Origin of the sequence: Streptomyces sp. NBC_00690 (genome assembly GCF_036226685.1) — a bacterium.
In the GTDB taxonomy this organism is placed as follows: domain Bacteria; phylum Actinomycetota; class Actinomycetes; order Streptomycetales; family Streptomycetaceae; genus Streptomyces.
This window is the reverse complement of sequence record NZ_CP109009.1, coordinates 8,344,147-8,370,675: the sequence shown is the minus strand read 5'-3', so window position 1 is coordinate 8,370,675 and position 26,529 is coordinate 8,344,147. Positions and strand designations below refer to the sequence as shown.

Below are 26,529 nucleotides of genomic sequence, written 5' to 3'. Positions count from 1 at the left end.
GTCCGCGCGCCCAGGGGCGTTCGGAGACCTGCGTGCCCATGCCCGGCTCACCCACGGTCGCACCGGAACCGTCCCGGGTCGATCGACAAACGCGGGGAACCGCCCCCACGGCTACCCGCCCGTCATGAGCGACGGCTTGGGCCGGTAGGGCGTTCCGTGCGCGCCACCGATCAGGAGTGCACACCCCTCACCGTCGACCTGGATAGACGGCCGGCCTGGCGCCGACTTCCGTAGCGATGTTCCTCAACTCCCTTGACCTATAAGGGTGTTAGCGATAAGTGATAACCCACCAGCTTTGGTATAGACCAAAGCTGGTCATGTAGGCGCACGGACCGTCCCGATCTCAAGGAGCAGCTCATGCGAAGACGAAGAGCGTCATCGGTCCTCTCCATCGCCACCATCATCGGAGCGCTCGCCCTGTTGTTCGCACCGCCGGCCAGTGCACGGGCACCGATCCCCGCCGTGGCCGACTTCCGGCAGACCACTTCGTGGGAAAGCGGCTATCAGGGCGCCTTCACGATCACCAACATCAGCAGTTTCACACTCACCAGTTGGGCGGTCTCGTTCGTCCTGCCCGCCGACACCACCGTCAGCGCCCATTGGGATGCGACGCTCACCCGCGACGGGAACTGGTACTCCTTCCGCAACCAGGGCTACAACGGCGCCATCGCACCCGGCGCGTCGGTGACCTTCGGCTGGGTGGCGCAGGGCGCAGGACAACCTCGCAGCTGCACCCTGAACCAGGGCATCTGCACCTTGCCCGATACCACCGCACCGACCGTGCCACATCGCCTGAGCATCACCGAGTTCACCGGAACCTCGCTGCTGCTGTCCTGGAGCGCGTCATCGGACGACCGGGACACGCCCCTGACGTACGAGGTCTCCCGGGACGGTCTGCCGGCGGGCAGCACCGTGGGAGTCCACTCACTGCGGGTGACGGGGCTCCAACCATGGACCCCGCATGCGTTCCGGGTCCGCGCCAAGGATCTGGCCGGGAACACCTCGGCGTACAGCGAACCCATCATCGTTACGATCCCAGGGTGACGGTGACATCTGACTGAGGTGCCCGCCCGGTCTCCACACCGTCCGGGCGGGCACGGTGTTCCGCATCCCACCCGGTCATCGCGAGGCCGCGCATAAGCGAGTGTGGCCCCGTGACCATGAGCAGTCACACCGGGCTGTTCACTGCGACACTTGCAACACTGAAGCACATATATGACAGTGCGTCACCAGTAGAGGGTACTCGGCGGCATACCGCCCGAGCAGCCACGGCGCAGCAGGTGTGCGGGATTTGGCCGGTCACCGTGCCCAACGAGGGATCGTCCTCGCCGCGGCGCCGGGACCGGGGGTCCGATCTCCGTTGTGCAGAGTTCATCCCCTGTGTGAGCGGCGCAGTGTGCGCCTGTGCCGTGCCCCGGGTCAGGGTTCGATGCGCGGCAGTGGGTGCCCCTCCCTCGCCTTGGCGTAGAGGGCGATCTTGCGGTGGCGGACCTGGACTTCACCCAGACAGGTGGCGTCGTTGTTCTCGATCATCCTGCGGGAGGCCGCGTTCACCGCGTCGGGCTCGTAGACGACGGCGTTGCACAGCGGGTCGCGCAGGAAGAACTCATCGGTGACCTCTCCGATGATCCTGCTGCCGAGGCCGCGGCCGGTGTCCACGAGGTCGGCGATGGCCAGGTGCATGCTCAGATCGTGCGCGGCGGCCCGGTAGTGGTGCCCAACGACGTCCTGTGCCATGCGGTAGAACTCCATATAGGCGATGGGTCGCCCCTCGCTCTCCACGATGATGGGGCGCGAGTAGTCGGAGGCGAACTGGGCGTCGATGTGCGCCTGCCAACGTGCCAGGGGCCAGTCGTACTCCCAACCCTTCGCGGTGTGGGGCCGGTTCATCCACTCCCAGATCATCGGCACGTCGGAACCGTCCGCTCGTACCTGCCGGTACCGAAGGCCCCCACGGACGAAGTCGGTGGGCGGCGCGGGCACCTCAAGCCAGGCGGCGGGCAGCCCGTCCGTGACATAGCGGGGCAGGACCGGATAGGTCTCGGTTGGGTTCAACGTGACACTCCACGGTTGGTACGGCTGTGTCGGGTGGGGGATGGGACCGGGCGCCGGGCCGAGGCTCTCACAGGTCCGCGTCGGGGTGGGGCCACGACGGCATGACCCGCGCGGTGCGGGCGGGTGCAGCGCCGAACGCGGGGTGAGCTCCGGTCGACGAGGCTCACACTCCCCCGGGATTGTTCCAGGTGGGCGACGGTGTCGACAAGGAGATCACCATCACTCCGCCGACGGCGACCTTACGTCAACTCGTCACAGGGTTGAGCGAGTTGTTAGTGACGCCCGTCACGTCGGGATGTCAATGATGAGTGATCTATGTGTAATATTGGAGATCAACTTAGGTAAGCCTTGCCGAACTTTCAGGACATGGATAGCGTCTGGCCAGTCGGCTTGACGGACTGGAGCCGATGCCGAACAGGACGCCACACTCCGGCGCACCCCAACACCACAACACATCGCGGGCCCCGTGCTGTCTCGGGGTGACCGGACCACGGCGCCCGCCGGCAGCGGGCCTTGGGGTACGCCGTGGAAGAGGCATGTCCGCGGCACTTGACCAGTGCGGGAGCGAGGGCAACCACGCCTGTGCCCGCAACACGATTCGGAAAGGTGATGTCAGTCTTGAGATCACACATCCTGGGACGCATCGACCTGGACGAAACACTCCTGTCCAGGGACCTCGAATACCTCAGCTCTCTGCCCCGCGGTGAAGAGGGCTACGACGAGTTCAGCAACGGCTACTGGAAGAACTTGCCGCTGTGGAACAGCACCGGTGACTCCGGGGACGATCTCTACCGCGACACCGACTCCCCCGCCCAACTGACCGAACACGGCAAGAACTGCTCCTACTTGCGTGACGTGGTGGAAAGCACCTTCAACACCGACCACATCACGATGGTGCGCACCCGCAACCTCGTGGACGCGGTCGTCATTCCGCACCGGGACTTCGTGGAGTTGGACAAGGACGCGGACCAGTACTTCCGCGTACTGATGTTCCTGGAGGAGAACGCAGCCGCCCTGCACTCCAATGACGACACCGTCATCAACATGCGCCCGGGGGAGATCTGGTTCCTCGACGCGGGATCGGTGCACGCGGCGGCCAATTTCTCCCCTGACAGTCGGCAGATGCTGTGCGTGGACTTCGCCTTCGACGGCGAGTACCAGGAGTCGGACGTCTTCCGGGACGCCTCCCGCTACCGGCCGTCGACCGATGCCCAGATCATCGAGCGGCCACCCCTGCCAGCAGCCCGACTCGACGCCATCAAGGGGTTGGGGCAGGTCGTCGACCGCTCGAACTTCAAGGAGTTCCTCTTCCTCCTCTCCAAAGTCCACTTCCGCTACGACGTGCCCGCGGAAGCGACCTACGAATGGCTGGCTGACATCGCTGTCACCTCGGGCGATGAACTCCTCGTCGGAAAGGCAAACGAACTGCGCGAATACGCCATCGGTGCCCGCGCACTGAGCGAGCGCTTCACCGTGAACTCCTGGGGATGAGCTCCGGCCACGAGCACGAACCGCCACGGCACCGAACGATCGCGCAACGGCGCGGGCGGGCCGAGCGGCGGGCTCGTGGCGATCACGGTGAACGAAGGCCCGAGCGGGCCGCGGGGAACGGGCGGCATCCCGAGCGTGCCGGTGCGGTGGGGCGCACCGTGCGGTTCGGTGCCGGCCCGGACATGGACCGAGGACTGTCGGCCACAACGGTCGGTCAGTGACATGGGGAGGGCATGTGGGCATGCGCAACACGGCCAGGAACAAAGCCGATCACGAACGGCGGCTCGCAGCGCTGCGCAAACGCATCGCCGCGAGTGGACTGGTCGACCAGGACAGTGGGAATGAACCCCACACGGTTGTGTCCGCCGTGGAGGGGGCGGCGGACACCGGCGCGCCGTCGGGAACGAGCACGGCTCAGCAGCGTCTGTGGTTGCAGCACGCGAGCGACCCCACCGGTGCCGCACTGAATGTGGGCACCGCCCTGCGCCTCGACGGGCCGCTCGATCTCACCGCCCTGGCCACCGCGCTGCGTACCGTCGTCGCCCACCACGAGGTCCTGCGCACCCGGTACGCGCTCACCGAAGCAGGCGAGCTGCTGGCGATCCCCGATCTGTCCGACGCCTTGGAGCTGACCGAGGTCGACGCCCGCGACGCGGACGTCGACGCCCTGGTCCGTACCGACCTGCGTACACCCTTCGACCTGGAGTCCGGCCACCCCCTGCGGGTCACCGTGTACGTCCAGGGCCCCGACCGACACACCCTGTTGCTGGTGGTGCACCACATCGCCTGGGACGACGCCTGTTGGCAGGTCTTCTTCGAGGATCTGGCCGCCGTCTACCAGGGAGGGCACCCCGCGCCGACGACCCCGTACCACCGGGCGTCCCTCGCCGTGGAAGGGGAGGTCAAGAGCGCACTGCCCGCCCTGCGTCGGCACTGGGCGAAGACCCTGACGCGCGCCTCGGGGTCCGCGGGGCTCGACCGACGGACCGCGGCCGATCAGCAGACTGCTGAGGCCGGGGCTGAGGAAGTGCGTTTGGACGCGGTGCAGTCCGCCTCCCTGGACGCCCTCGCGCGCTCCGCGGGGACCACCGCGTTCACCGTCCTGCTCACCTCCTTCGCCGCCGCGTTGCGCCGGCACACGGGGAGCGAGCGATCCCTGATCAGCACCCCCGTACTTCGGCGGGACAGCGGGCACACCACCCGTACCCTCGGCTACTTCGGCAATGTGCTCCTCCTCGTTCTCGACACCGATCCGCGTGGCAGCTTCCATGACGCGTTGCGTTCGGTGGGCCGGGTCGTCGTGGATGCGCTGGACCATCAGGACCTTGAGTACGACGAGGCGATCCGGTTGCTCGGTGCTTCGGGCAGGGTGCAGCCGGTGGAGGTCAGCTTCGGCATCGAAGGCGCCGAGGTGCCGCTGAGGCTGCCGGGGATCGATGTGCGCCCCCTCCCGGCCCGTACGGGCATCGCCCAGGCACCACTGTCAGTGATGGCCCGCCAGGAGCCCGACGGTCGCTGGGTGATCCGCTTCGAGTACATACCCGAGGCCGTGGGCGAGCAGACCGTGCGGTCGCTGGTCGAGTCGACCCGGCGCACCCTGCTCGCTGGCCTGGGCTCCCCCGACGTCGCCCTCGGTGACCAGAGCCTGGTCACCGAGGAGGAGTACGCGATCGTCCTCGCCCACGGCACGGCTCCGACCCTCGATGCGCCCGCACCCGGTGTGGTGGAGCGCTTCGAGCGGCAGGCGGCGCAGCGGGCCGAATCGGTGGCCCTGCGCGGCGCCGAAGGAACCATGACGTACCGGGAGCTCAACGACCGGGCCAATGCGGTGGCCCGGTGGGTCGCTGCACAGGGCATCGGCCCGGAAGACGTGGTGGCCTGTGCGCTGGAGCGCTCGTTCGCCACGGTGAGCATCGCCCTCGGCGTACTGAAGTCGGGCGCGGTTCTCTTCCCCCTGGACGTCGCCCACCCCGAGGAGCGGTTGACCCGGCTGCTGGCGGACGCCGGTCCGCGTCATCTGTTCACCTCGGCCACGACCGACACGGCGATACCGTCGAGCACGGTGCCGCGCACGGTGGTGACCTCATCCGCCTTCGACGCCCAGGTCTCCGCGCTGGCCGGGGAGGGCGACCTCACCGACCGCGACCGGGTGCGCCCGCTGCGCCGGGACAATCTCGCGTACATCATCTACACCTCGGGTTCCACCGGGCGCCCGAAGGGTGTCGGAACCAGCCATGCGGCCCTCGGGGACCATCTCGAATGGTTGCTGTCCCACTTCGCCGCCACGCACGACCGGCTGGAGGACGTGCGCTGGCTCCAACTCGCCTCGCCCGCGTTCGACGTCTCCATGGGTGAGCTCTTTGGGCCCCTGGCAGCCGGCGGTGAGGTCCTGGTGGCCCGCCCCGACGCCGAACGGGACCTCGACGCCCTCTTCGTCGAGCTGGCCGAACTCGACGCGACCGTGGTCCATGCGGTACCGAGTTTCCTCCACTACCTGGCCGCCGCCGCACCCGATGCGCGACTGCCGCTGCTGCGCTGGCTACCGGTGGGCGGCGAGGCCCTCCCCGGTGAGCTCGCCGACCGGGTGCGGGAGCGCTTCAGCGCCCACAGCGAGGTGACCCTCGCCAACTTCTACGGCCCCACCGAAACCACCCAGTCCGTGACGGGCTACCCCGTCGTCGCCCCGCAGGGCCATCGGATCGTGCCCATCGGCACCCCCAAGTGGGGCAATGTGGCACTCGTTCTCGACGCCGATCTGCGGATCGCTCCCCTCGGCGAGGTGGGCGAGCTCTACATCGAGGGCAGTTCGCTGGCCCGCGGCTATCTGGGGCGTGCCGCCCTGACCGCCGAGCGGTTCGTACCGAGCCCGCTGACCCCCGGTGCACGGCTCTACCGCACGGGAGACCTGGCGCGCTTCACCAACGACGGCGAGTTGGAGTTCATCGGACGCGTCGACGACCAGGTCAAGATCCGCGGATTCCGGGTGGAGCCCGGTGAGATCGAGGCCGTGCTGCGCGCCGATGAACAGGTCGGCCAAGCCGTGGTGGTGGCCCGCGAGGACGCGCACACCGGCAGCCGACTGGTCGCCTATCTCACCGCCGCCGACGACGGTGAACTCGACGCCGAAGGGGTGAAGGCACGGCTGACAGCCGCGCTGCCCGCGCACATGGTGCCCAGCGCCTTCGTCGTCCTCGACGAGTTGCCGCTGACCCCGGCCGGCAAGACCGACCGCCGTGCGCTGCCCGACGCCCCCGCGGCCGAGTCCACCTCGTTCCGGCCGGTGCGTGAGGGCGCCGAGCGGCAGATCGCCCAACTGTTCGCCGAGCTCCTCGGTCGGAGCGCCGACCCGTCCGCACCCGACACCCAGAAGACACCGACCACGGCGCAGGAGCCGCCTTCGATCGGGGCCCGCCGCATCGGCGCGGACACCTCCTTCTTCGAACTGGGTGGCCACTCCCTGCTGCTGACCCGGTTGATCTCGCGCATCCGCCGCGATCTGGGCGTGCACATCGGGGTTCGCGATGCATTCACCCAGGCCACCCCGGCGGCTCTCGCCCGGCTGGTCGGAGCGGGCGAACCCGCCCCTCAACAACGTGCGCTGACCTTCGGCCCGCGTCCCGCCGAACCACCGCTGTCCCCGGCCCAGCAGCGCATCTGGTTCGTCGACCGCATCGAGGAGTCCAGCACCACGTACAACGTTCCCATTGCGCTGGGGATCGACGGGCCGTTGGATTCGCCGCTGCTGCAACGGGCACTGGAGGAGGTCCTGCGGCGGCACGAGGCCCTGCGGACGGTCTTTCCCGACCGGGACGGCGTCAGCCACCAGCGCGTCCTTCCCGACCACCGGGTCGAACTGCCCGTGCTGTCGGTGACCGAGGACGAGGTGGCGGGCGCGCTCGCCCGGGCCGCGGAACACCCCTTCGACCTGGCCAGCGAGCGACCGTTCCGGGCTGCTCTGCTGCGCATCGGCGCCGAGCGGCATGTGCTGTCGCTGCTGGTCCACCACATCATCTGCGACGAGGTGTCCGCGGGTGTGCTGGTGGCGGACGTGACCCGGGCGTACGAGGCGCTGCGAGGCGGCGCCGGAACGGACGGTGCACCGGTACTGACGCCGCTGCCCGTGGGGTACGCGGACTACGCCGTGTGGCAGGGCGGGCGTCTCGCCGGCACCGATCCGGCGAACGCCGGTGGACAGAAGGACCCGGAGGCGCTCCGCACGTTCTGGCGCACCTATCTGGCGGACCTGCCCCAGGACACGTCCGTCCTGCTCGGCAGGGCCCGCCCGGCGCAGCCCGACAGCGCGGGCGGCATCGCCCACTTCACCTTCGACCGACACATACGTGCCGGCGTGGAGCGACTGGCCGAGCGCACCGGCGCCACGCCGTTCATCGTGCTCCAGAGCGCCGTCGCCGTACTCCTCGGCCTCTGGGGAGCGGGAGAGGACGTTCCGCTCGGCACCCCGGTCGCCAATCGACCGGACGAGTCCCTGGACGAGGTGGTGGGGCTCTTCGTCAATCTCCTCGTGGTGCGCAACGACCTCTCGGGCGACCCCACCGTCGAGGAGGTCGTCACCCGGGCCAAGCAGCGTGCGGTGGACGCCTACGAGCACGCGGAGTTGCCGTTCGAACAGGTCGTGGACGCGGTCGGCGTGGAGCGCTCGCTGAGCGTCAATCCGCTCTTCCAGGTGCTGGTCCAGTTGCGCGACGAAGAGGCGGTGCAACACCGCACCGAGGGCCTCGACTGGCGGCTTGTGCAGCAGTACACCGCAACCGCGAAGTATGACCTGTCGGTGAACTTCGAGCCCGATTCGGCCACCGGTGGCTGGGGCGGGGAAATGATCTACCGGCGCGACCTCTACGAGGAGGACGCGGTGGCCCGCTTGGTCGAGGGCCTCCATCTGGTGCTGCGGGCCGTCGTCGACGATCCGGGCATCCGACTGCACGAGTTGGACCTAGTCCCCGCGCGGGAGCGGCAGTCGGTGCTCGACGAGTGGAGCCACGGCCCGCGAGCCGTGCCCGAGCGGGCCGAAACCCTCTCGGAGCTCATCGAGCGAAGCCGGAGCCTGTTCCAGGAGCCGGGCGCCGCCGCACGGACCGCGGTGGACTGCGCGGGCGAGACCATCGACTACGGCCGGTTGCACGAGCGCAGCGACCGGTTGGCCAGGCTGCTCATCGAGCGCGGCGCGGGCCCGGAGCAGTTCGTGGCCATCGCCGTACCGCGGTCGGTGGACATGGTCGTGGCACTGCTGGCGGTGGTGAAGACGGGGGCGGCCTATCTGCCCCTGGACATGCGGCTGCCGTCGGACCGGCTCGACTTCATGATCTCGGACGCGGCCCCGGTGGCGGTGGTGACCCGGTCGGACGCCCCGGTGGAACTGCCGGACTCGGCCGCCTCGCCCCGGCTGGTGCTGGACTCGCCGGAGGTGATCGCGGCGCTCGCGCAGCAGCCCGCCGAGCGGCTGCCGGCGGAGGTGGCGCGGCGGGCCCGCGGGGAGAACATCGCGTACTTCCTGTACACGTCGGGCTCGACGGGAGTGCCCAAGGGCGTCATCGGCACCCATCGCGCGTATGCGGCACGGTTGACCTGGCAGCCGGTGCGCTATCCCATCGCCACGCCCGACGTCCGGCTGTGCCAGGGCTGGCTCAGCTTCCACGACGGCGGGTGCGAGATCCTCGCGGGTCTGATCGCTGGGGCGGAACTCCTCCTCGCCGACGAGCACGAGGCCAGGGACGTGGGCAGTCTGGTGCGGCTGATCGAGGGCAACCCGATCGGCCAGGTCACCGCCGTACCCACGGCGATCAACGCCCTGCTGGGCGTGTCGCCCGATGCGGTGCGCTCGGTACCGCGCTGGGTGACCAGCGGCGAGCCCATCACGGGCGTGTTGTTGGAACGACTGCGCGCCGCCGCACCGAACAGCGAGATCATCAACAACTACGGTGCCACCGAACTGAGCGGCGGTGTGGTGCGCGGCCGGTTGCACGAGGAGGGGCTACACCTCGGCACCCCCGTCGACGGCTCCCGGGTACTGGTGCTCGACGCACGGCTCAACCCCTGCCCGGTGGGCGTACCCGGCGAGGTGTACGCGGCGGGCCACCAGGTGGCGCGCGGCTACTGGCGCCAGCCGGGGCTGACCGCGGCACGCTTCTTGCCCAACCCGTACGCGACGCGCCCCGGGGAGCTCCTCTACCGCACCGGAGACCGGGCGATGTGGAGTGCCGATGGGCGGTTGGTGTTCGGTGGGCGCACCGACCACCAGGTGAAGTTGCGGGGCATCCGTGTCGAACTCGGCGAGATCGAGTCGGCGTTGCGTTCGGTGCCCGAGGTGGCATCGGCGGCTGCCCGTACGCACGAGGTGCACGGGTCGACCACCCTCGCCGGATACATCACCCTCGTCGATCCGACGGCCGACCGGGACGCCGTGGTGGCATCGGTGCGCGAACGCCTGGCGCAGGAATTGCCGTCGTATCTGCATCCCGCGGTGATCACAGTGCTGGACGCGATGCCGCTGACGGGCTCGGGGAAGCTGAACCGACCGGCGCTGCCGGAGCCGCAGGTGCGTACCGAAGGCGTGCACGAAGCCCTGCGCACCGAGACCGAAGAGACGGTCGCGGCGCTGTTCGAGGACGTGCTGGACGCCAAGGACGTGGGCCGGTCCGACGGGTTCTTCGCCCTCGGCGGCGACAGCATCATCTCGGTGCAACTCGCGAGCCGGGCCAGGTCCCGGGGGTTGCTGTTGACCGCGCAGATGGTGTTCGAGCACCCGACGGTGGGCGAGTTGGCCGCGGCCTGTGGCCGGGCGGCGGCAGATGCGGCCCGCGCCGAGGCCCGACCGGCGGACCCGTCCGTGTCGGCGACCGACGCATCCGGGCTCGACAAGGAAACCCTTCAGGCGCTGCTGGGCAGTTGGGGGCGTGACTGACGTGCGTGTCGTACGCCCCCTTCAGGCGCTGCTGGGCAGTTGGGGGCGTGACTGACGTGCGTGTCGTACGCAGGCCGTCCGCCCGGCCCAACGCCTCGGTGCGATCCACCGCGCCCACCCCCCACCCCACTCGAAGCACCCCCGATAGAAAGCTGGAGCACTGAGTCGATGGAGCCGCTCTCCCTGGAGGAAGCCCGACGTCGTTTCGGCACCGGCAACCGCGACCCGCACGGGCTGCTCGGTGTCGTGGGGGCCGGACCGAAGGCACTGGCCACGGCCGCCAAGAGTCAGGTCCTACGTGAACTGGGCATACCGGTTCCCCGCGTCGTGGTCGTCGAACCCCATGGCGTGGGAGCCAACTGGACGGCGGTGGGCGGGCGCACCAACGGTCGCCCCCGACTGTCCACCAGCCCCGAGAAGGACCTTGGGTTCCCCTATGCGTCCGATGTGTACGGTTCACTGACGACCGAGATCAACACCCGTATGCAGCAGTTCGGTTGGGCGGGCTATCTGGTCTCCCGGGGCGAGTACGCCACCTGGGTGGACACGGGTCGACCCAGTCCGCGCCACGCCACGTGGGCCGCCTATCTGCGGTGGGCGGCGGACCGGATGGACTTTCCGCTGGTGCGCGGACTGGTCTGCGGCCTGGAGATCTCCGACGGGCAGTGGGAAGTCACCGTCGAGGGAGTCGAGGGCGGTGAGGCCACGCTGTACCTGGACCAGATGATGATCAGCGGGCCCGGTCCCCACGACGGTCTGCTCGCCGGCGACGCCACCTGCAGTGTCGAGGAGTTCTGGCGGCTGGGCCTGGACACGGGCGTGGCCGAGCCGAGCGTCGCGGTGGTCGGCGGCGGCGAGACGGCCGCGGCGATCGTCGAGTACCTCATGCACCAGCACGCGGGGCCCACCACGGTGATCAGCCCACAGCCGGTGGTCTACAGCCGGGGCGAGGGCTACTTCGAGAACGCCCTCTACTCCAGCCCGGAGCGCTGGCGCGAACTGTCGGAACAGGACCGCAGGGACGTCATCGCGCGCACCGACCGCGGTGTGTTCTCCCCTCGGGCCATCGGGGCGATCACCACCGATGCGGGAGTGGAGCACCAGCAGGGCACAGTGGTTTCGTTGCACCGTGTCGACGGTCAGACCGAGTTGGTGCTGAGCAACCCCGGCCGCTCCGACCGCGCGTTGCGGTTCGACGTCGTCATCGATGCCACCGGGGCGCGCCCGGACTGGTTCCTGGACCTGTTCGGAACCGTGGCGCGCAAGGCGGTGTACCGGGCGATCGGCGATGCGACGAACGGCGTACGGGCATTGGAGCGCCGCATCGGCCCCGACCTCTCCCTGAGCGGTGTCAGCCCTCGGCTGTTGCTGCCGACGCTCGCCGGGTACGAGCAGGGCCCCGGGTTCGCCAACCTCAGCTCGCTCGGCCTGCTGTCCGACCGGGTGCTGGGGTCGGCGCACGGAGGGAAGGCGGTCGCGGCGGGTTCGGGGACTGCCGACCTGTTGGAGCCGGTCGCCGTCGACGGGCGGGGCCGGGCCGTCTCCGCAGCGGCGCACGGCGGCGGTGAGGCATGAGCGACCGCAGTGCGCGGGCCGACGACATCGCCGTCGTCGGGCTCGCCTGCCGGGTACCGGGCGCGCAGACGCCCGAGGAACTCTGGCAGTTGCTGCTGGAGGGCCGACGGGCCGACGGGAGGGCACCGGCCGGTCGTTTCGACCGGACCGCCATCCCGGCGGGTCTGCTGCACCAGTCCGAGCAGGGCTCGTACCTCGACGACGTGGCCCGGTTCGACGCCGAGGTGTTCGGTGTCACGGAGCGCGAGGCGACCGCGATGGACCCGCACCAGCGGTGGGCGCTGGAGCTCGGCTGGTCGGCCCTGGAGGATGCCGGCGAGGTGCCCGGAGCCCCGCGGGACGCGGAGTTCGGTGTGTTCGTCGGTTCGATGGGTGCGGACTGGGCGATGGAGCACGCTGCTGGTCGGCTGGCGCCGATCGGCCCGTCGTCCCTGGCGGGTTGGGCGCCCTCGGTCATGGCGAACCGGATCAGCCATGTGTTCGGGCTGTGCGGACCGAGCGTGGTCGTGGACTCGGGACAGTCGTCGTCGCTGGTCGCCGTGCACCAAGCCGTGCTCGCGCTGCGGTCGGGGGACTGTACGGCGGCGCTGGTGGTGGGCGTCAATCTGAACCTCTCCACCGAAGCCGCCACCGCGACCGCTTCGTTCGGCGGTCAGTCCCCGTCCGGCCTCGCCACCCTGTTCGAGGACGATGCGGACGGCTATGTCCGCGGTGAGGGCGGGGCCGCGGTCGTCCTGCGTCCCCTGGCGGACGCCGTACGGTCGGGCGATCGCATCCACGCCGTCATCCGGGGTTCCGCCGTCACCAACGACGGCGGCGGTGAGGGACTGGTGGTCCCCACCGCCGAGGGGCAGGCCCGGGCGATCCGCCGGGCGTGTGCCGCAGCGGCGCTGGAGCCGGACGAGCTCGGGTTCGTGGAGCTCCACGGCACCGGGACACCGGTCGGGGACTCAGTGGAGGCGGGTGCCCTGCTGAGGGTGTTCGGCCAGGGAGCGACAGGGCCGGTGCACGGCCCATCGCGCCGACGGCTCCTGGTGGGTTCGATCAAGACGACCACGGGTCATCTGGAAGGGGCGGCCGGCCTGCTCGGGCTGGTGAAGGCGGTGCTGGTCGCCCGGCACGGTGTCGTACCGGGAACCGCCGGGCATCTCGGCGGCGCGCTGGTGCGCCGACTGGCCGAGGCAGGCATCGCGGTTCCGGCAGAGGCGGTTCCGCTGCGCGACGGTGCGTCGGTGGGCGTCAGTTCGGTGGGCATGGGCGGCACCAACTGCCATGTGGTGCTGGCTGCGCACACCTCTGTCACATCGGCGCCGGAGCCGACCGGCCGGGCCTCGTCCACCACGGGCGCAAGCCGTACGAGCACGGCGAGGACGACCACAAGCACGGGCGACACCACCACGGCCGGTACAGGCGCCATGCCCGTACCGATACTACTGTCCGCCACCAGCACGGAGTCACTGCGGCTGGGGGCGGCGGCGCTGGCGGAGTGGGCAGCCGCACCGAACGCCTGCGAGGACACTGCCGGGCTGACCGCCGTGGCCCGGACGCTCGCCACCCGCCGCGCCACACTGCCGCAGCGCTGCGGCTTCACCGTCCGCGACGCCGACAAGTTGCGCGAGCGGCTGCGCACGATCGCCGACGGCGAGCGGGACCGCGCAATCCGGTACGGCGTCGGCACCGGGGCGCACACCGCGTTCCTCTTCCCCGGCCAGGGCAGTCAGCGCCCCGGCATGGGGTCGGAGCTGTACCGCCGACTTCCCTCCTTCGCACGGCACTTCGATGTGATCGCCGCCGTCGCCGACCCGCTGATGGAGGTGCCCCTGCACCGGGTGGTGTTCGGCCCCTCGCCCACGGGAGAGGGCGCCGACGCACTCGTGCACGCCACGCAGTACACGCAGATCGCGCTGTTCGCCGTGGGCGTGGCCCTCTTCCACAGCGTGTCCGATTCGGGTGTGGTGCCGGACGCCGTGGCCGGGCACTCCGTGGGAGAACTGGCCGCGGCCCACACGGCAGGCGTCCTGTCGCTGCCCGACGCGGTCCGACTGGTCCTCGCCCGCGGCACGGCGATGGCCAAGGCGGACCCCGACGGGGTCATGGTCGCCGTGGAGGCGTCCGAGGACGAGGTCCGCGCGGTCCTCGTCGACCACCCGGGGACGGGCATCGCCGCGGTCAACGGACCTGCGGGCACCGTGGTCTCCGGGGACCGGGAGGCGACCCTCGCCTGCGCCGGGGTGCTGCGCGACCGGGGTCACCGCACCCGGGTGCTGAAGGTCGCCCATGCCTTCCACTCCCACCACATGGACGCGGTACTGGACGAGTTCCGCGCCGTCGCCGCGGACATCGACTACGGCCTGCCGAACCTTCCGGTGGTGTCCAATGTGACCGGGGCACTCGCCACCGGCGACGAGCTTCGCACCGCGGACTACTGGGTGGACCACATCCGGCGCACCGTCCGCTTCGGGGACTGTCTGGACCGGTTGGCCGACGTCGGCACCTCCCTCTTCCTCGAACTGGGCCCCGGCGCGACCCTCACCGCCATGGTCCGCGGCACCGTGGTCCGGCCGCCCGTGGACCGACCCGAGGGAGCCGGCATCGCGGCGGGTTCACTGCTCGGGGACGGGTCCGACGAGTACGGGGCGTTCTTGGACGCGCTGGTGCTGGCGCACGTCCGGGGCCACGAGGTCGACTGGGCGGGGCTGCCCGGGCTCGGTCACGGTGACTGGGCCGCACTGCCGACGTACCGCTTCGCGGGCCGACGGTACTGGCCCGGCATGGCCCCCGTGCCTGCCGTGCCTGCCGTGCCTGCCGTGCCTGCCGTGCCTGCCGTGCCTGCCACAGTCTCCGCGGTGGCGCCCGCTGTCCCGACCACGCCCGGTGGCGATCTCCTCGGACTGGTCCTGGGCACGGTCGCCGAGGTGCTCGGGGTGCGCCCGGCGCACTCCGTCAACGCCCTGGACACCCTGGCCGACCTCGGAATGACATCGCTGCTCGGGCTGGAGCTCCGGGCGGAACTCGCCGCGCGCACCGGGCGGGAGCTGCCGACCTCGCTGGTCTACGACCATCCCACCCCCGCCGCGCTCGCTGCCCATCTGAGCGGTCCGAAAGCTCCGTCCGCCCCGCAGACCGTCGCCCCGCGCCGGCCCAAGGCATCGCCGGTGCCCATCCCCGGGATGTCTTCGACCGGCGTCGACGACGATCCGGTCGTGATCGCCGCCATGGCCTGCCGCTACCCCGGTGAGGTGACCTCGCCCCAGGAGCTGTGGGAGTTGGCCGTATCCGACCGGGAGGTGCTGAGCGACTTCCCCGAGGACCGTGGTCCTGCCTGGTCCGTGCCAGGACCGCACCCGCGGCACGGCGGGTTCCTCGCGGACGTCGCCGGCTTTGACGCGGCCCACTTCGGGATATCCCCGCGGGAGGCGCGCGCCATGGACCCGCAGCAGCGCATCGTCCTCGAACTGTGCTGGGAGGCGCTGGAACGGGCCGGATGCGACCCGCGTTCCCTGCACGGGCAGAACGTGGGCGTCTTCCTCGGCGCCATGGCCGGGGACTATGCGACGGCCGCCCGGGAATCCGGCGACGACCTCGGCGGACATGAGTTGACCGGCGCGTCGAACGCGGTCCTGTCCGGGCGAGTCTCCTACCAACTGGGGCTCACCGGACCGGCGCTCACGGTAGACACGGCCTGCTCCTCGTCCTTGGTCGCGGTCCATCTGGCCACGGGCTCACTGCTACGGGGTGAGTGCGATCTGGCACTGGCCGGCGGAGTGACGGTCATGTCGACGCCGAAGATGTTCCAGGAGTTCCAGCGGCTGGGAGGGCTGGCAGCTGACGGTCGCTGTCGTGCGTTCTCCGCCGCCGCGGACGGCACGGTGTGGAGCGAGGGCGCGGGTGTCGTCGTGGTGGCCCGCCGCTCCGAGGCGCGTCGCCGCGGGCTTCGGGTCCTGGCGACCGTCCGGGGCAGTGCCGTCAACCAGGACGGGTCGAGCAATGGACTAACCGCGCCCAACGGCAGCGCCCAGCGCCAGGTGATCGCCCGGGCGTTGGCCGACGCCGGGTTGCGCGTCGAAGACGTGGACGTGGTGGAGGCGCACGGCACCGGTACGGTCCTCGGCGACTCGGTGGAGGCCCAGGCCGTCATCGACACCTACGGGGTACGGGACGAAGCGGCGGCGCCGATCCTGCTGCGTTCGCTCAAGTCGGTCGTCGGCCACACCCAGGCAGCGGCCGGCGTGGGCGGTCTGATCGCAATGGTCACCGCCCTGCACGAGGAGCGGTTGCCGGCGACCCGGTACGCGGACACCCCGACCCCGAAGGTCGAGTGGCCGCAGAGCGTACGGCTGCTGGAGCGGTCGGTGGCATGGCCGCGTGGGCGTCGAACGCGCCGGGCGGCGATCTCCTCGTTCGGCATGAGCGGTACCAACGCCCATCTGGTGATCGAGGAGCCGGGCCCCGTCGGCGCTCCGATGGAGCACGAGGGCGAGCGGGCGGACCGCGGCACTCCGACGATCCTCCCGACAGCGGCACATCCCCCGATCCCACGGTCCACGAAGTCCGCCGGTCCGGTGGGCACGCCGTCCGGCAACACCTTCGGGGGGCCGATCGCCGATGACCGGGCACAGCCTCGGGAGACCAGCGCCTCGGCCCTACCGTTCATTGTGTCGGCCGGCGACCGCACCGCGTTGCGGACCCAGTTGGGTCGGTTGCGCACGGCCCTGGCGGACGGCGAGGGCCCGGTGGGTACCGCTGCCCTGTCGTCCACCGCGCTGACGCTGGCGACGCGCAGGGCCGCACTGCCGCACCGGGCGTCTCTCGTCGCCGGTGACCGAGCCGAACTGCTCACCGGCCTCGATGCCGCGCTGCGCGGGGAGGTCGGGGACCGGATGGCGTTCGGAGAGGCGCGCGGTGACTGCGCGGTGGCGTTCGTCTTCCCGGGGCAGGGTTCGCAGTGGACCGGCATGGCGCGCGGGCTGCTGCGCGAGTCGCGGGTGTTCGCGGACACTGTCGCCGCCTGTGCGGACGCGTTCGCCCCGTACGTCGACTTCTCCGTCCCGCACCTGTTGAGCGGTGCGGACGACACGGGACGCGCCGAGAGCCTCGAAGGCATCCAGGTGTCGTTGTTCGTGACGATGGCCGGACTGGTGGATCTCTGGCGTGCCGCGGGAGTGGTCCCGGACCTGGTACTGGGGCACTCCCAGGGCGAGGTCGCCGCCGCCTATGCGGCGGGCGCCCTCGATCTCCAAGACGCGGCCCGTGTGGTCGCGATCAGGGCCCGGCTGCTGTCCCGGCTGTCGGGGAGTGGAGCCATGGCGGTCATCGGCCTTGATGAGTCACGGGCCCGCGAAGAACTCGCAAAGTCGGCATCAGCGGGCGCTCCGGTGGAGGTCGCGGCCGTCAACGGCCCCGGCAGCACGGTGGTGTCGGGTCCTGTGGAGGCCGTCGGAACGCTCGTCGATCGTTTGGCCGCGGCCGGGGTGCGCACCGCGACGGTGGCCGTGGACTATGCGTCCCACTCCGCGATGGTCGAACCGGTCGAGGCCGAGTTGAAGGCCGCCCTGGCGGGGATCTCCCCGCGAAGGGCCCGTACCCCGTTCTTCTCCACCACTCGGGCGGCGTACTTGGACGGCACCGAACTGGACGCCGCGTACTGGTACGAGAACCTCCGGGGCGAGGTGCACTTCGCCCGGTCGGTGGCGGCAGTGGCTGGTTCACGGCGGACCGCGTTCATCGAGGTCAGTCCGCACGAGGTGCTGACCTCGCCGATCACGGCCACCTTGGACGGGTTGGAGGGCGGCGCGGACACCATCGTGTTGGGCAGTCTGCGGCGCGACCTGGGTTCGTATGGCGACTTCCTCTCCTCCCTCTCGTCGGCCTGGACGCGGGGTGTGCCGGTCGGTTGGACGGCGGACACCTTCGGCGGGCCCATCGACGAGCCGGTCGATCTGCCACCGACGCCGTTTGCGCACCGCCGGTTTTGGATCAAACCCTCCCCAGCAACGCCGGTGCAGCCCTCCCGCGGGACGGACCCGTCCGCCGCTGCGATCGAGGTCCCTGCCCGGGTCCATGCCCGGTCGGTCGACGAGGTTCCGGCACCGGCGGGCCTCCCACCGGGCACGACGGTGCTGACCGAGGTGGCGCGGGTGCTGCATCTGACCCCCGCCGACACCGAGGAGCGCAGTCACCACACCTTCACCGAGTTGGGGCTCGACTCGCTCACCACGGTCGATCTACGGCGACGGCTGCGGGACGCACTCGGCATCACGGTCCCGGTCCAGGTCTTCGGGACGCACAACACTCCCTCGTCACTGGCGCAGTGGGTACAGCAAATCCTCATGGGGGCGGCCTCTTCGTCCCCGACGAACACACCACACCACGGTGATCCAGCGAATCCCTCGACCACCGGGGTCGCAACGACGGTAGCCGCGAGCAGCAAGGAGTACGGCCATGGGTGAACAGGGTCGGCGCTGGAGCGCCTTCACCGAGGCCGATGCGGCCTTCACCAACACCCTGTTGCCGGGCCTGGTGACAGAACTCGACGGATACGGGCTGATGGAGCTGGAGGGCGAGGGCAGTCCGGTACTGGACCTGTTCCGCAAGGCGAAGGGCCCGGGGCTGCTGATTCCCGCGCGCCACGGCGGGCACGGGCTTAACTGCCGTGACGCCCTGCGGGTCCAGTCGGCGCTGGCGACGCTCTCACCGTCCCTGGGCGTGGGCACGATGATGCACCACCTCGCGGTGGTGTCTTTCGTGGAGTACCTGCGCGTCCATGTGGGCGACGACGCCCCCCAGTGGGCGCTGCTCGCCTCCGTGGCACGGCGCGACCATCTGCTCGCTTCGGCGTCGTCCGAGGCGCGTCGGGGTTCCGACGCACTGGTGCCCCGGACCACGGCCACCGTCCAGGAGGACGGCGGATATGTCCTCAACGGTGCGAAGAAGCCGTGCAGTCTGGCCCGGTCCATGGACATCCTGACCAGCAGTGTGTTGGTGAGGTCCGACGACGAGCGGGATGGAACGGTGGCCCTCGCGGTCATCCCGGCGGCGATCGAGGGCGTGGGGGTGCGTCCGTTCTGGCGTGCTCCGGTGCTGGTGGCGGCGGAGAGCGAAGAAGTCGTCCTCGACCAGGTGCACGTTCCCGCGGAGATGGTGGTGCCCGGTGGGCGGCCGGAGCGCGGCATGGACGAGTTGCAGGTCCGTGCGTGGACCTGGTTCGAGGTACTGGCCTGCGGCACCTATCTGGGTACGGCCCAGTCACTGTTCGACCGGGCGGCGCACGCACCGCGAGTGGAGCGGCGTGCGCTGGGCGAGCTCGCCGCCGAGTTGTTCGTGTGCCGCAGCGCCTGTGAGCGCGCGGCGGCCACGTTCGATGCGGGTGGTGCCGCGGAGGACGCCATGACGGAGGCCCTGTTGGCGCGGCTGTTCGTGGAAGAGCGGCTGCCGGATCTATGCGCCCGGCTGGCCCGGCTGCTCGGCGGCCTCGCCTTCGTCACCGGTCCGGAGGTGGCCTATCTGGTCTCCGCCGCTAGGGCGTTGGCCTTCCATCCACCACGGGGGGTGTCCAGCGCCGAGTCGCTCGGTGGGCGGTTCACCGGCGCCCCGCTCGATCTCTCGATCTTCTGAGGAGCACGTTCGTGTCACGTCATCGTACGGAGGCGGTCTGACCATGGGGACACCGATGGCACATGTCGTGCTGCGGGTGCGAGGCGCCGTGCCCGCACACCGGTGGGTGGATGCGGCCGGGCCGGACACTTCACCCGGCACAGCAGAGGTGGTGGACCTCTCCGATCGCGGGGAGGCCGCCGCGCTCGCCGCGTTCCGCGAGGTCCAGGCCGCGCAGTGGCACGGAGTCCTCGCCGGGGACGGCGATTGGACACTGCGCGTGGTCGTGCTGCCCGCGCCCGAGGACGGCCGGGGCGCGCTGCACCTCGTCTCGGTGGCGGCCCCGCGCGCCGAGGGCCGTACCTCGGTGCCGTACGAGGTCGCACGGGAGTTCTGTGCCCGGGTGGGGCTGCCGGACGGAGCCCTTGCCGATGTGCTTCCCTCCCCCGCGGTGCACGACCGCCATGAAGGGGTTGCCGCCCGCTATCCACGGCGGCGCGGCATTCGGGTCACACCGTCGGCGGGGGTGCCCCGCTCGGAGGTGGGGGCCTGGCTCAAGGAGTTGATGCCGGCGGTGAGCCCGGGCGAGGTGCGTACAGCGCTGGGCTCCGAGGTCGCGGTGACAGGGACCCCGGACGTGGTGGGGGGCTCCCTGCTGCTCGACCGCTCCTGGGTGTGGGGTCTACCGGTGGACGCCGCCGGGCCGCAGGTCGAGGTGCGGATCGTCGAACACAGCGAGGACCCGCGGCACGCCTATCCGCTCGCGGTCGAGTGGTGCCCGGACGGTCAGGTCGTGGTCGACCACGATGTGCGGTCGATCGCTCCCGCCGATGTCGAGCTGTTCGTGGACCGGCTGGTCCGGGGCGAGCGCGCGCCCGCGCCTGACACCGTCACCTTGCCGGAGCGCATCGCCCGGCAGTTCGTCCGCACCCCCGATGCTCCCGCGGTGCTCGTGGGGGAATCGGTGGTCGACTACCGGGCGCTGGACGAACGTTCGGCCGCGATCGCCCGGCTGCTGCGCAAGCACGGGTGCGGCCGGGGCAGCACGGTCGGCATCGCCCTGCCGCGTTCGCTCGACGCGATCGCGGCGATCGTCGCCGTGTTGCGGGTGGGCGGGGCCTATCTGCCGCTGGACGTGGCCTATCCGCGTCAGCGGCTGGCCTTCATGGCAGCGGATTCCGGTGTGGACACCGTGATCGGCAATGCGACGACCCTCACCCCGTACACGGATACGCAGCCCACCGAGGCGATCGACATCGCCAGTGCCGACGGGCTCTCGGCCGACCCGGACTGGGCCGGGACCTGCGCCGACGACGCCTTGTACGTCCTCTACACCTCCGGCTCCACGGGCACGCCCAAGGCGGTGGTGCACACGGTCGGTGCCATCGGCAACCTGGTGGACTGGCACACCCGCACCGCCACGGCGGAGGACGAGCCGCGGGTCCTCCAGTTCGCGAGCCTGAACTTCGATGTGGCGAGCCAGGAGATCCTGACCGCGTTGGCCGCAGGCAAGTGCCTGGTGCTGCCGCGCGACGAGGAGCGCACCGACCCCGAAGCACTCGTCGCACTGATGGCCCGCCGGAAGATCACCGAGTTCTTCTGTCCGCAAGTGATGCTCCAGGAAATGTGCCGAGCGGCCGGTGAGACGGGAACGGTGCTCCCGGCGCTGCGTCACGTCTACCAGTCGGGCGAGCCACTGGTGATGAACGACTGGATCGACCGCTTCCTCGAAGCACATCCGCGCACCACGCTGCACAACCACTACGGTCCGACCGAGACCCATGTCATCACGGCCTATCCGCTGCCCCAGCGCGGCCGTGGCCACGCCAAGGGTCCGGTCGCCCTCGGCCCGCTGCTGGACACCTGTCGTGCGTACGTCCTCGACCCTCAGATGCGTCCGGTCGAGCCCGGCACGATCGGCGAACTGTACGCGGCGGCACCGCAGTTGTCCCGTGGCTATCTGCGCCGACCGGGGCTGACCGCGGAACGGTTCGTTGCCGACCCCTTCGGTGCTCCCGGTGCCCGGATGTACCGGACGGGTGATCTGGTGCGGCTGCTGCCCGACGGCGCACTCGCGTATGTGACGCGCGCCGACGCCCAGACGAAGATCCGTGGCCATCGGGTCGAGCCGGACGAGGTCACCGCGCGCCTCCTGGACCAGGCGGAGGTGGCCAACGCGGCGACGGTCACCCGACGCGACCCGTCCGGCGCCAATGTCCTCGTGGCGTACGTCGTACCGCGCGGCACCGCCGAGGACGGTCTCACCGCCCGGTTGCGACAGCGGCTCGGCGAGAGCCTGCCCGACTACATGGTGCCGTCTTCGGTGGTCCTGCTCGCCGCCTTGCCGCTGACGCCCAGCGGCAAGGTGGACAAGGCCGCGCTCCCCGACCACACCGCGGTGTCCGAGGCAGCACCGGTCGATGACCGGGTTGGCGCCCAGGCCGAGTTGGCTGCCATCTGGGCGGAGGTGCTCGGCGTCGGCGAGGTGGCCGACGAGGATGACTTCTTCCAGGTCGGCGGGAGTTCCCTCACGGCGATCAAGGTCGTCTCCGCGGTGCGGCAACGGCTGGGCATCCGGCTGAACGTGCCCGATGTCGCCGAACACTCGCGCTTCGACGCACTCGCCGCACTGGTCGCCTCCCGGGTCGCGGTCCCCGCCGCCTCGGGCGAGGAACCGGCGCTACGACCCCGGCCGCAGGACCGGTACGAGCCGTTCGACCTCCTCGACCAGCAGCAGGCGTATCTGATCGGGCGCGGCGGCGACATCGAGGGCGGAGGTGTGGCCTGCCATCTGTACTTGGAGTACCAGGGCGTGGAGGCGGCTCCAGGCGCGGAGCTCGGCCCGGGCGCCGGTATCTCCGGCATCTCCATCGTCGCGGTACAGGACGCACTGCGGCAGTTGATCGCCCAGCACGACATGCTGCGGACGGTCTTCGACGAGCAGACCATGACCCAGCGCGTGCTGCCGGTCGAGGAGGTCCCGCCGTACGTCTGTGAGGTCATCGACGCGGTGGACGATCCGGGCGCCGCCGCCGCGGTCCGGGACCGGCTGTCCCACGAGAGCCGGCCACCGGGTCTCTTCCCCCTGTTCAGTGTGGTGTTCGTGCGGCTGCCGGGACGCGGGCTGCGGATGTGCGTCAGCATCGACGCGCTGTTGGCGGATGCCCGCGGCATTCAGGTCATCTTCGACGACTGGTCAGCCGCGCTGCGCGGCCGGTTGGCTCCCGTTCCTGACGCACCCACGTTCCGGGACTACGTGGCGGCGGTGGCGCGGCTGCGCGAGCAGCCTGAGTTCCGGCGTGCGGCCGAGTATTGGCGGAAGCGGGTCGAGACGCTGCCCGCAGGGCCCCGCTTGCCGATGGTTCGAGAGCCGGCAGGCGTGGCCGCACCGGTCTTCGTCAATCGACGCCACCTCATCGCCCCCGAGCGATGGGCGCGCATATGTGCGGATGCCGCCCATCGGGGGCTCACCCCGACCGCGGTCGTGCTCAGTGCCTATGCCTGGGCCCTCGCCCAGTGGGCGGACGAGCCCCGGTTCCTGCTCAACGTGCCGAGCATGAGCCGTCATCCGGTGCACCCCCGCATCGACGACATCGTCGGCGAGTTCGCTTCCTTCACCCTGCTGGAGGTCGACACCGGCGGGGTCGGGACCTTCGACGAGTTGGCGTCACGCGTCCAACGGCGTCTGCTCAGCGATCTTGAGCACCGCCACTTCAGCGGGATGGACGTCACCCGGGAGCTCATCCGCCGCAACGGCGGCGTCACGGAGGCCCTGGCACCCGTGGTGATGACGAGCGAGCTCGGCGTCGGCGACGGTGTGGACGCGATCTTCGACGGTCGCCTGCGGGAGACCTATGCGCTCAGTCAGACCCCCCAGGTGTGGATGGACCTGCTGCTGCGCGAGCGCGACGGGGCCCTGGTGCTCAACTGGGACGTGGTGGAGGAGTTGTTCCCGCCGACCGTGGTGAACGGGGTGTTCCGGCTGCTCGTGGGCCAGTTGGAGGCCCTTGGGGACTCGACGGCCTCCTGGTCCGACACCCCGGTGGCCGCGGTCACCGAGACCGTGGCCCGGGAGCGCGGCGAAGGCCCGGACCGTACGGCTCGGGGCGTGTGGCCGCACACAGTGATCCGGGAACACGCCCTGCGCGACGCGGACGCCCCCGCGCTGGTGGACGGCGACACCGCCCTGAACCGCGGTGAGCTAGCAGCGGCGAGCCGTACGGTCGCCCTGGCCGTGGCCGATGCGCTCGCCGGCAGCACCGGGACGAGCGATGAACCGGTGGCGGTCCTGGTGGAACGCGGTTGGCGGCAGTACGCGGCCTGCCTCGGTGTGCTGGAAGCGGGCCGGGCCTATCTGCCGATCGACGCGGAGTTGCCGCCCGAGCGGATCGCCACCGTGGTGCGGCAGGCAGGGGTCCGGGTCATGGTGACGGACTCCCAGACCCGTGCACTCGCCCCGGAAGGCGGCTGGCCGGGAGTGAGCTGCATCGACGTCTCACCCCTCGTGCCGGGCGCGCCCGGGCTCCCCTGGCGGGCACCCTGGCCCGATCAACCGCTCGACCGGGACGGCTCCTCCTGGGCGTACGTCCTGTTCACCTCGGGTTCCACCGGTGAACCCAAGGGCGTGCCGATCACCCTCGATGGGCTCGCCAACTGTGTGGAACACACCATCGAGCACTTCGGTCTCACCGAGGACGACACCTCGCTGGCGGTGGCCTCGCTCCATCACGACCTCTCGCTGTTCGATCTGTTCGTGGTGCTCGGTGCCGGTGGCACGGTCGTCCTGGCCGGACGCGGCTGCGCGGCGGATGCACAGGAGTGGGCGCGTACGGTCGAGCGCCACTCGGTCACCGCGGTGTGTGCGGCACCCGCGGTGGTGGAGATGCTGCTCGACGGCGTCGGTGGCGCCGGCGCAACCGGTCTGCCGTCCCTGCGGTGGGTCCTGACCGGCGGCGACTGGGTGCCGTTGCCGCTGCTGGACCGGTTGCGGGCGGCTGCGCCCTCGGTGCGACCGGTGAGCATCGGCGGTCCCACGGAGACCACCGGCTGGAACATCGCCCATGTGGTGGACGGCCCGGACTCCGTCGGCTCCGCCTGGACGACCGTGCCCTACGGCCGGCCGATCCCCCGGACGTACTACCGCGTCGTCGACGCCGACTTCCGGGACCGACCCGCCTGGGCGAGCGGGGAGTTGGTCGTCGCCGGAGTGGGTGTGACCCCCGGCTATCTCACCGCGGACGGGATCTCCAGGGATCGGCACCGGATCGATCCCCACACCGGTGAGGTCTTCTTCGGCACCGGTGACCTCGGACGCTTCCGTGACGGGCTCATCGAGTTCATCGGGCGCGCCGACGAGCAGGTGCAGATCCGTGGGCACCGGGTGGAGCCCGGTGAGGTGACCGCCTTCCTCAACGGCCTGGCCGGGGTGCGTCGTTCGGCGGTGCTTCCGGTGCCGGGAACCGTACCCGGCACCTTCCGCGCACTGGTCGCCTTCGTGGTGCTCGACGAGGGAGTCGATCCGCAGACGGTACGGGAGCAGACCATGACCGGGCTTGCGCCCGCGCTGCGACCCCATCGGTTGATCGTGGTCGACACCCTGCCCACCAGCCGCAACGGCAAAGTGGACCGCGCGGCGCTGCTCCGTGCGTACGAGAGCGAACACGATCAACCGGCGGGGACGGACAGCGAGGACGTCCAGCGGACGGACCAGGCCCAGAAGGCGCCCACCAGTGCGCTGGAGTGGCTGGTGTGCGATGTGTGGGGCCGTCATCTGGAAGTGGATCAGGTTCGGCCCGACGACAACTTCTTCCTCCTCGGCGGTGACTCGCTCATCGTGTCGCGCGTGGTGCTGGACCTGCGGGAGATCCTTCCCGGCGCCCGGATCAGACCCGGAGGTGTCTTCTCCACGCGCAGCGCCGGCGAGTTCGCGGCCCTGCTGCGCGGCACCGAGGCGGCGGGCGGACGGCTGGAGGAGATCGCCGGCCTCTACCGGGAGGTCGCCGAGTTGAGCGAGGACGAACTGGACGCCTATCTGGAGGGCGAGGGCGATGACGAACAGTGAACCGCCCACCACGTCACGGGGTGCGTATGTACGGGTTCCCGGATCGGGTGCCGAGCGGTACGCCGTGATCACCGGGGCGAGCTCCGGTCTGGGCGCCGCCTTCGCCGACCGGCTCGCCGGGCAGGGGTACTCCCTCGTCCTGGTCGCCCGGGACAAGGACCGGCTGTCCGCAGTCGCCGATGAGGTGACGGGTCGGTACGGCACCCGCTGCGAGGTGCTGCCGGCGGACCTGGCGTCCGCCGCCGATCGCCGGGTCGTCGCGGAACGCATCGAGGAGGGTGTCGACTTCCTGGTGAACGCGGCCGGGTTCGGGCTCTCGGGTTCCTTCTGGTCCGTGGACCGGGACGAGTTGGGCGACCAACTCGCGGTCAACGTGTGCAGTACCCAGGAGTTCACCCACGCCGCAGTCGCCGTGATGCTGGAGCGCAACGGCGGAACGGTCGTCAACCTCTCCTCCATCACCGGTCTGATACCGGGCCGGGGGTCGACCTACGCCGCTTCCAAGGCGTGGGTCCTGTACTTCTCACAGGGCTTGAGCCATGCCCTGCGGGGGACCAACACCCGGGTGATGGTCCTCGCCCCGGGGTTCGTCCGCACCGAGTTCCACGCACGGGCCGGTATCGACGTGCATTCGGTCGGCGACGGGTGGTGGCTCACGCCGCACACCGTGGTCGACCGGTGTCTCGCGGACATCGCGAGGGGAAAGACGTTCTCGCTTCCCGGGTTCCGCAACAAGGTGTTCATCGCCGCGGTGTCCCGGTTGCCGAGGGCGCTCGCGCAACAGGTGAACCGAATGCTCGGTAATGCCGGCGCGCGAGCGTAGGACAAAGAGAAG

The 26,529-nt window shown here is 70.6% G+C and carries 9 protein-coding genes; 8 read left to right on the top strand and 1 reads right to left on the bottom strand.

What is annotated here, in order from left to right; all coding sequences use genetic code 11:
- The first annotated feature begins 357 nt into the window (after positions 1-357).
- Positions 358-1,044 carry a cellulose binding domain-containing protein gene (locus OID54_RS35910; RefSeq protein WP_329026617.1) on the top strand — a complete coding sequence of 229 codons (687 nt, stop codon included), beginning with the start codon at positions 358-360 and terminating at the stop codon, positions 1,042-1,044.
- Positions 1,045-1,419: 375 nt separating this feature from the next.
- On the opposite strand, the gene OID54_RS35905 is transcribed toward OID54_RS35910, so the two are convergent.
- On the bottom strand, positions 1,420-2,055 hold the full coding sequence (locus OID54_RS35905; RefSeq protein ID WP_329026615.1) for a GNAT family N-acetyltransferase: 636 nt from the start codon (positions 2,053-2,055) through the stop codon (positions 1,420-1,422).
- Positions 2,056-2,673: 618 nt separating this feature from the next.
- Between OID54_RS35905 and OID54_RS35900 the strand changes: the two genes are divergently transcribed.
- The 7 genes from OID54_RS35900 to OID54_RS35870 all read left to right on the top strand — a co-directional run bounded on the left by OID54_RS35900 (position 2,674) and on the right by OID54_RS35870 (position 26,517).
- Complete coding sequence (locus OID54_RS35900) at positions 2,674-3,546, top strand: aspartyl/asparaginyl beta-hydroxylase domain-containing protein (RefSeq protein ID WP_329026614.1); 873 nt, start codon at positions 2,674-2,676, stop codon at positions 3,544-3,546.
- Between the two features lie 241 nt (positions 3,547-3,787).
- Complete coding sequence (locus tag OID54_RS35895; protein WP_329026612.1) at positions 3,788-10,465, top strand: non-ribosomal peptide synthetase; 6,678 nt, start codon at positions 3,788-3,790, stop codon at positions 10,463-10,465.
- A 168-nt stretch (positions 10,466-10,633) separates the two neighbouring features.
- Positions 10,634-12,040, top strand: coding sequence for a SidA/IucD/PvdA family monooxygenase (locus OID54_RS35890; RefSeq protein WP_329026610.1), 1,407 nt, complete (start codon positions 10,634-10,636; stop codon positions 12,038-12,040).
- On the top strand, positions 12,037-18,489 hold the full coding sequence (locus OID54_RS35885; protein WP_329026608.1) for a type I polyketide synthase: 6,453 nt from the start codon (positions 12,037-12,039) through the stop codon (positions 18,487-18,489). Before OID54_RS35890 ends, OID54_RS35885 begins: the two co-directional genes overlap by 4 nt.
- Entirely contained in the window at positions 18,482-19,654 is a 1,173-nt protein-coding gene (locus OID54_RS35880; protein WP_329026607.1) for an acyl-CoA dehydrogenase family protein, read from the top strand. Before OID54_RS35885 ends, OID54_RS35880 begins: the two co-directional genes overlap by 8 nt.
- 55 nt (positions 19,655-19,709) lie before the next feature.
- Positions 19,710-25,694 (top strand): non-ribosomal peptide synthetase, encoded by a 5,985-nt coding sequence (locus OID54_RS35875; RefSeq protein ID WP_329026605.1) that lies wholly within the window; start codon positions 19,710-19,712, stop codon positions 25,692-25,694.
- Positions 25,681-26,517, top strand: coding sequence for an SDR family NAD(P)-dependent oxidoreductase (locus OID54_RS35870; protein WP_329026603.1), 837 nt, complete (start codon positions 25,681-25,683; stop codon positions 26,515-26,517). Before OID54_RS35875 ends, OID54_RS35870 begins: the two co-directional genes overlap by 14 nt.
- Positions 26,518-26,529: the final 12 nt, after the last annotated feature.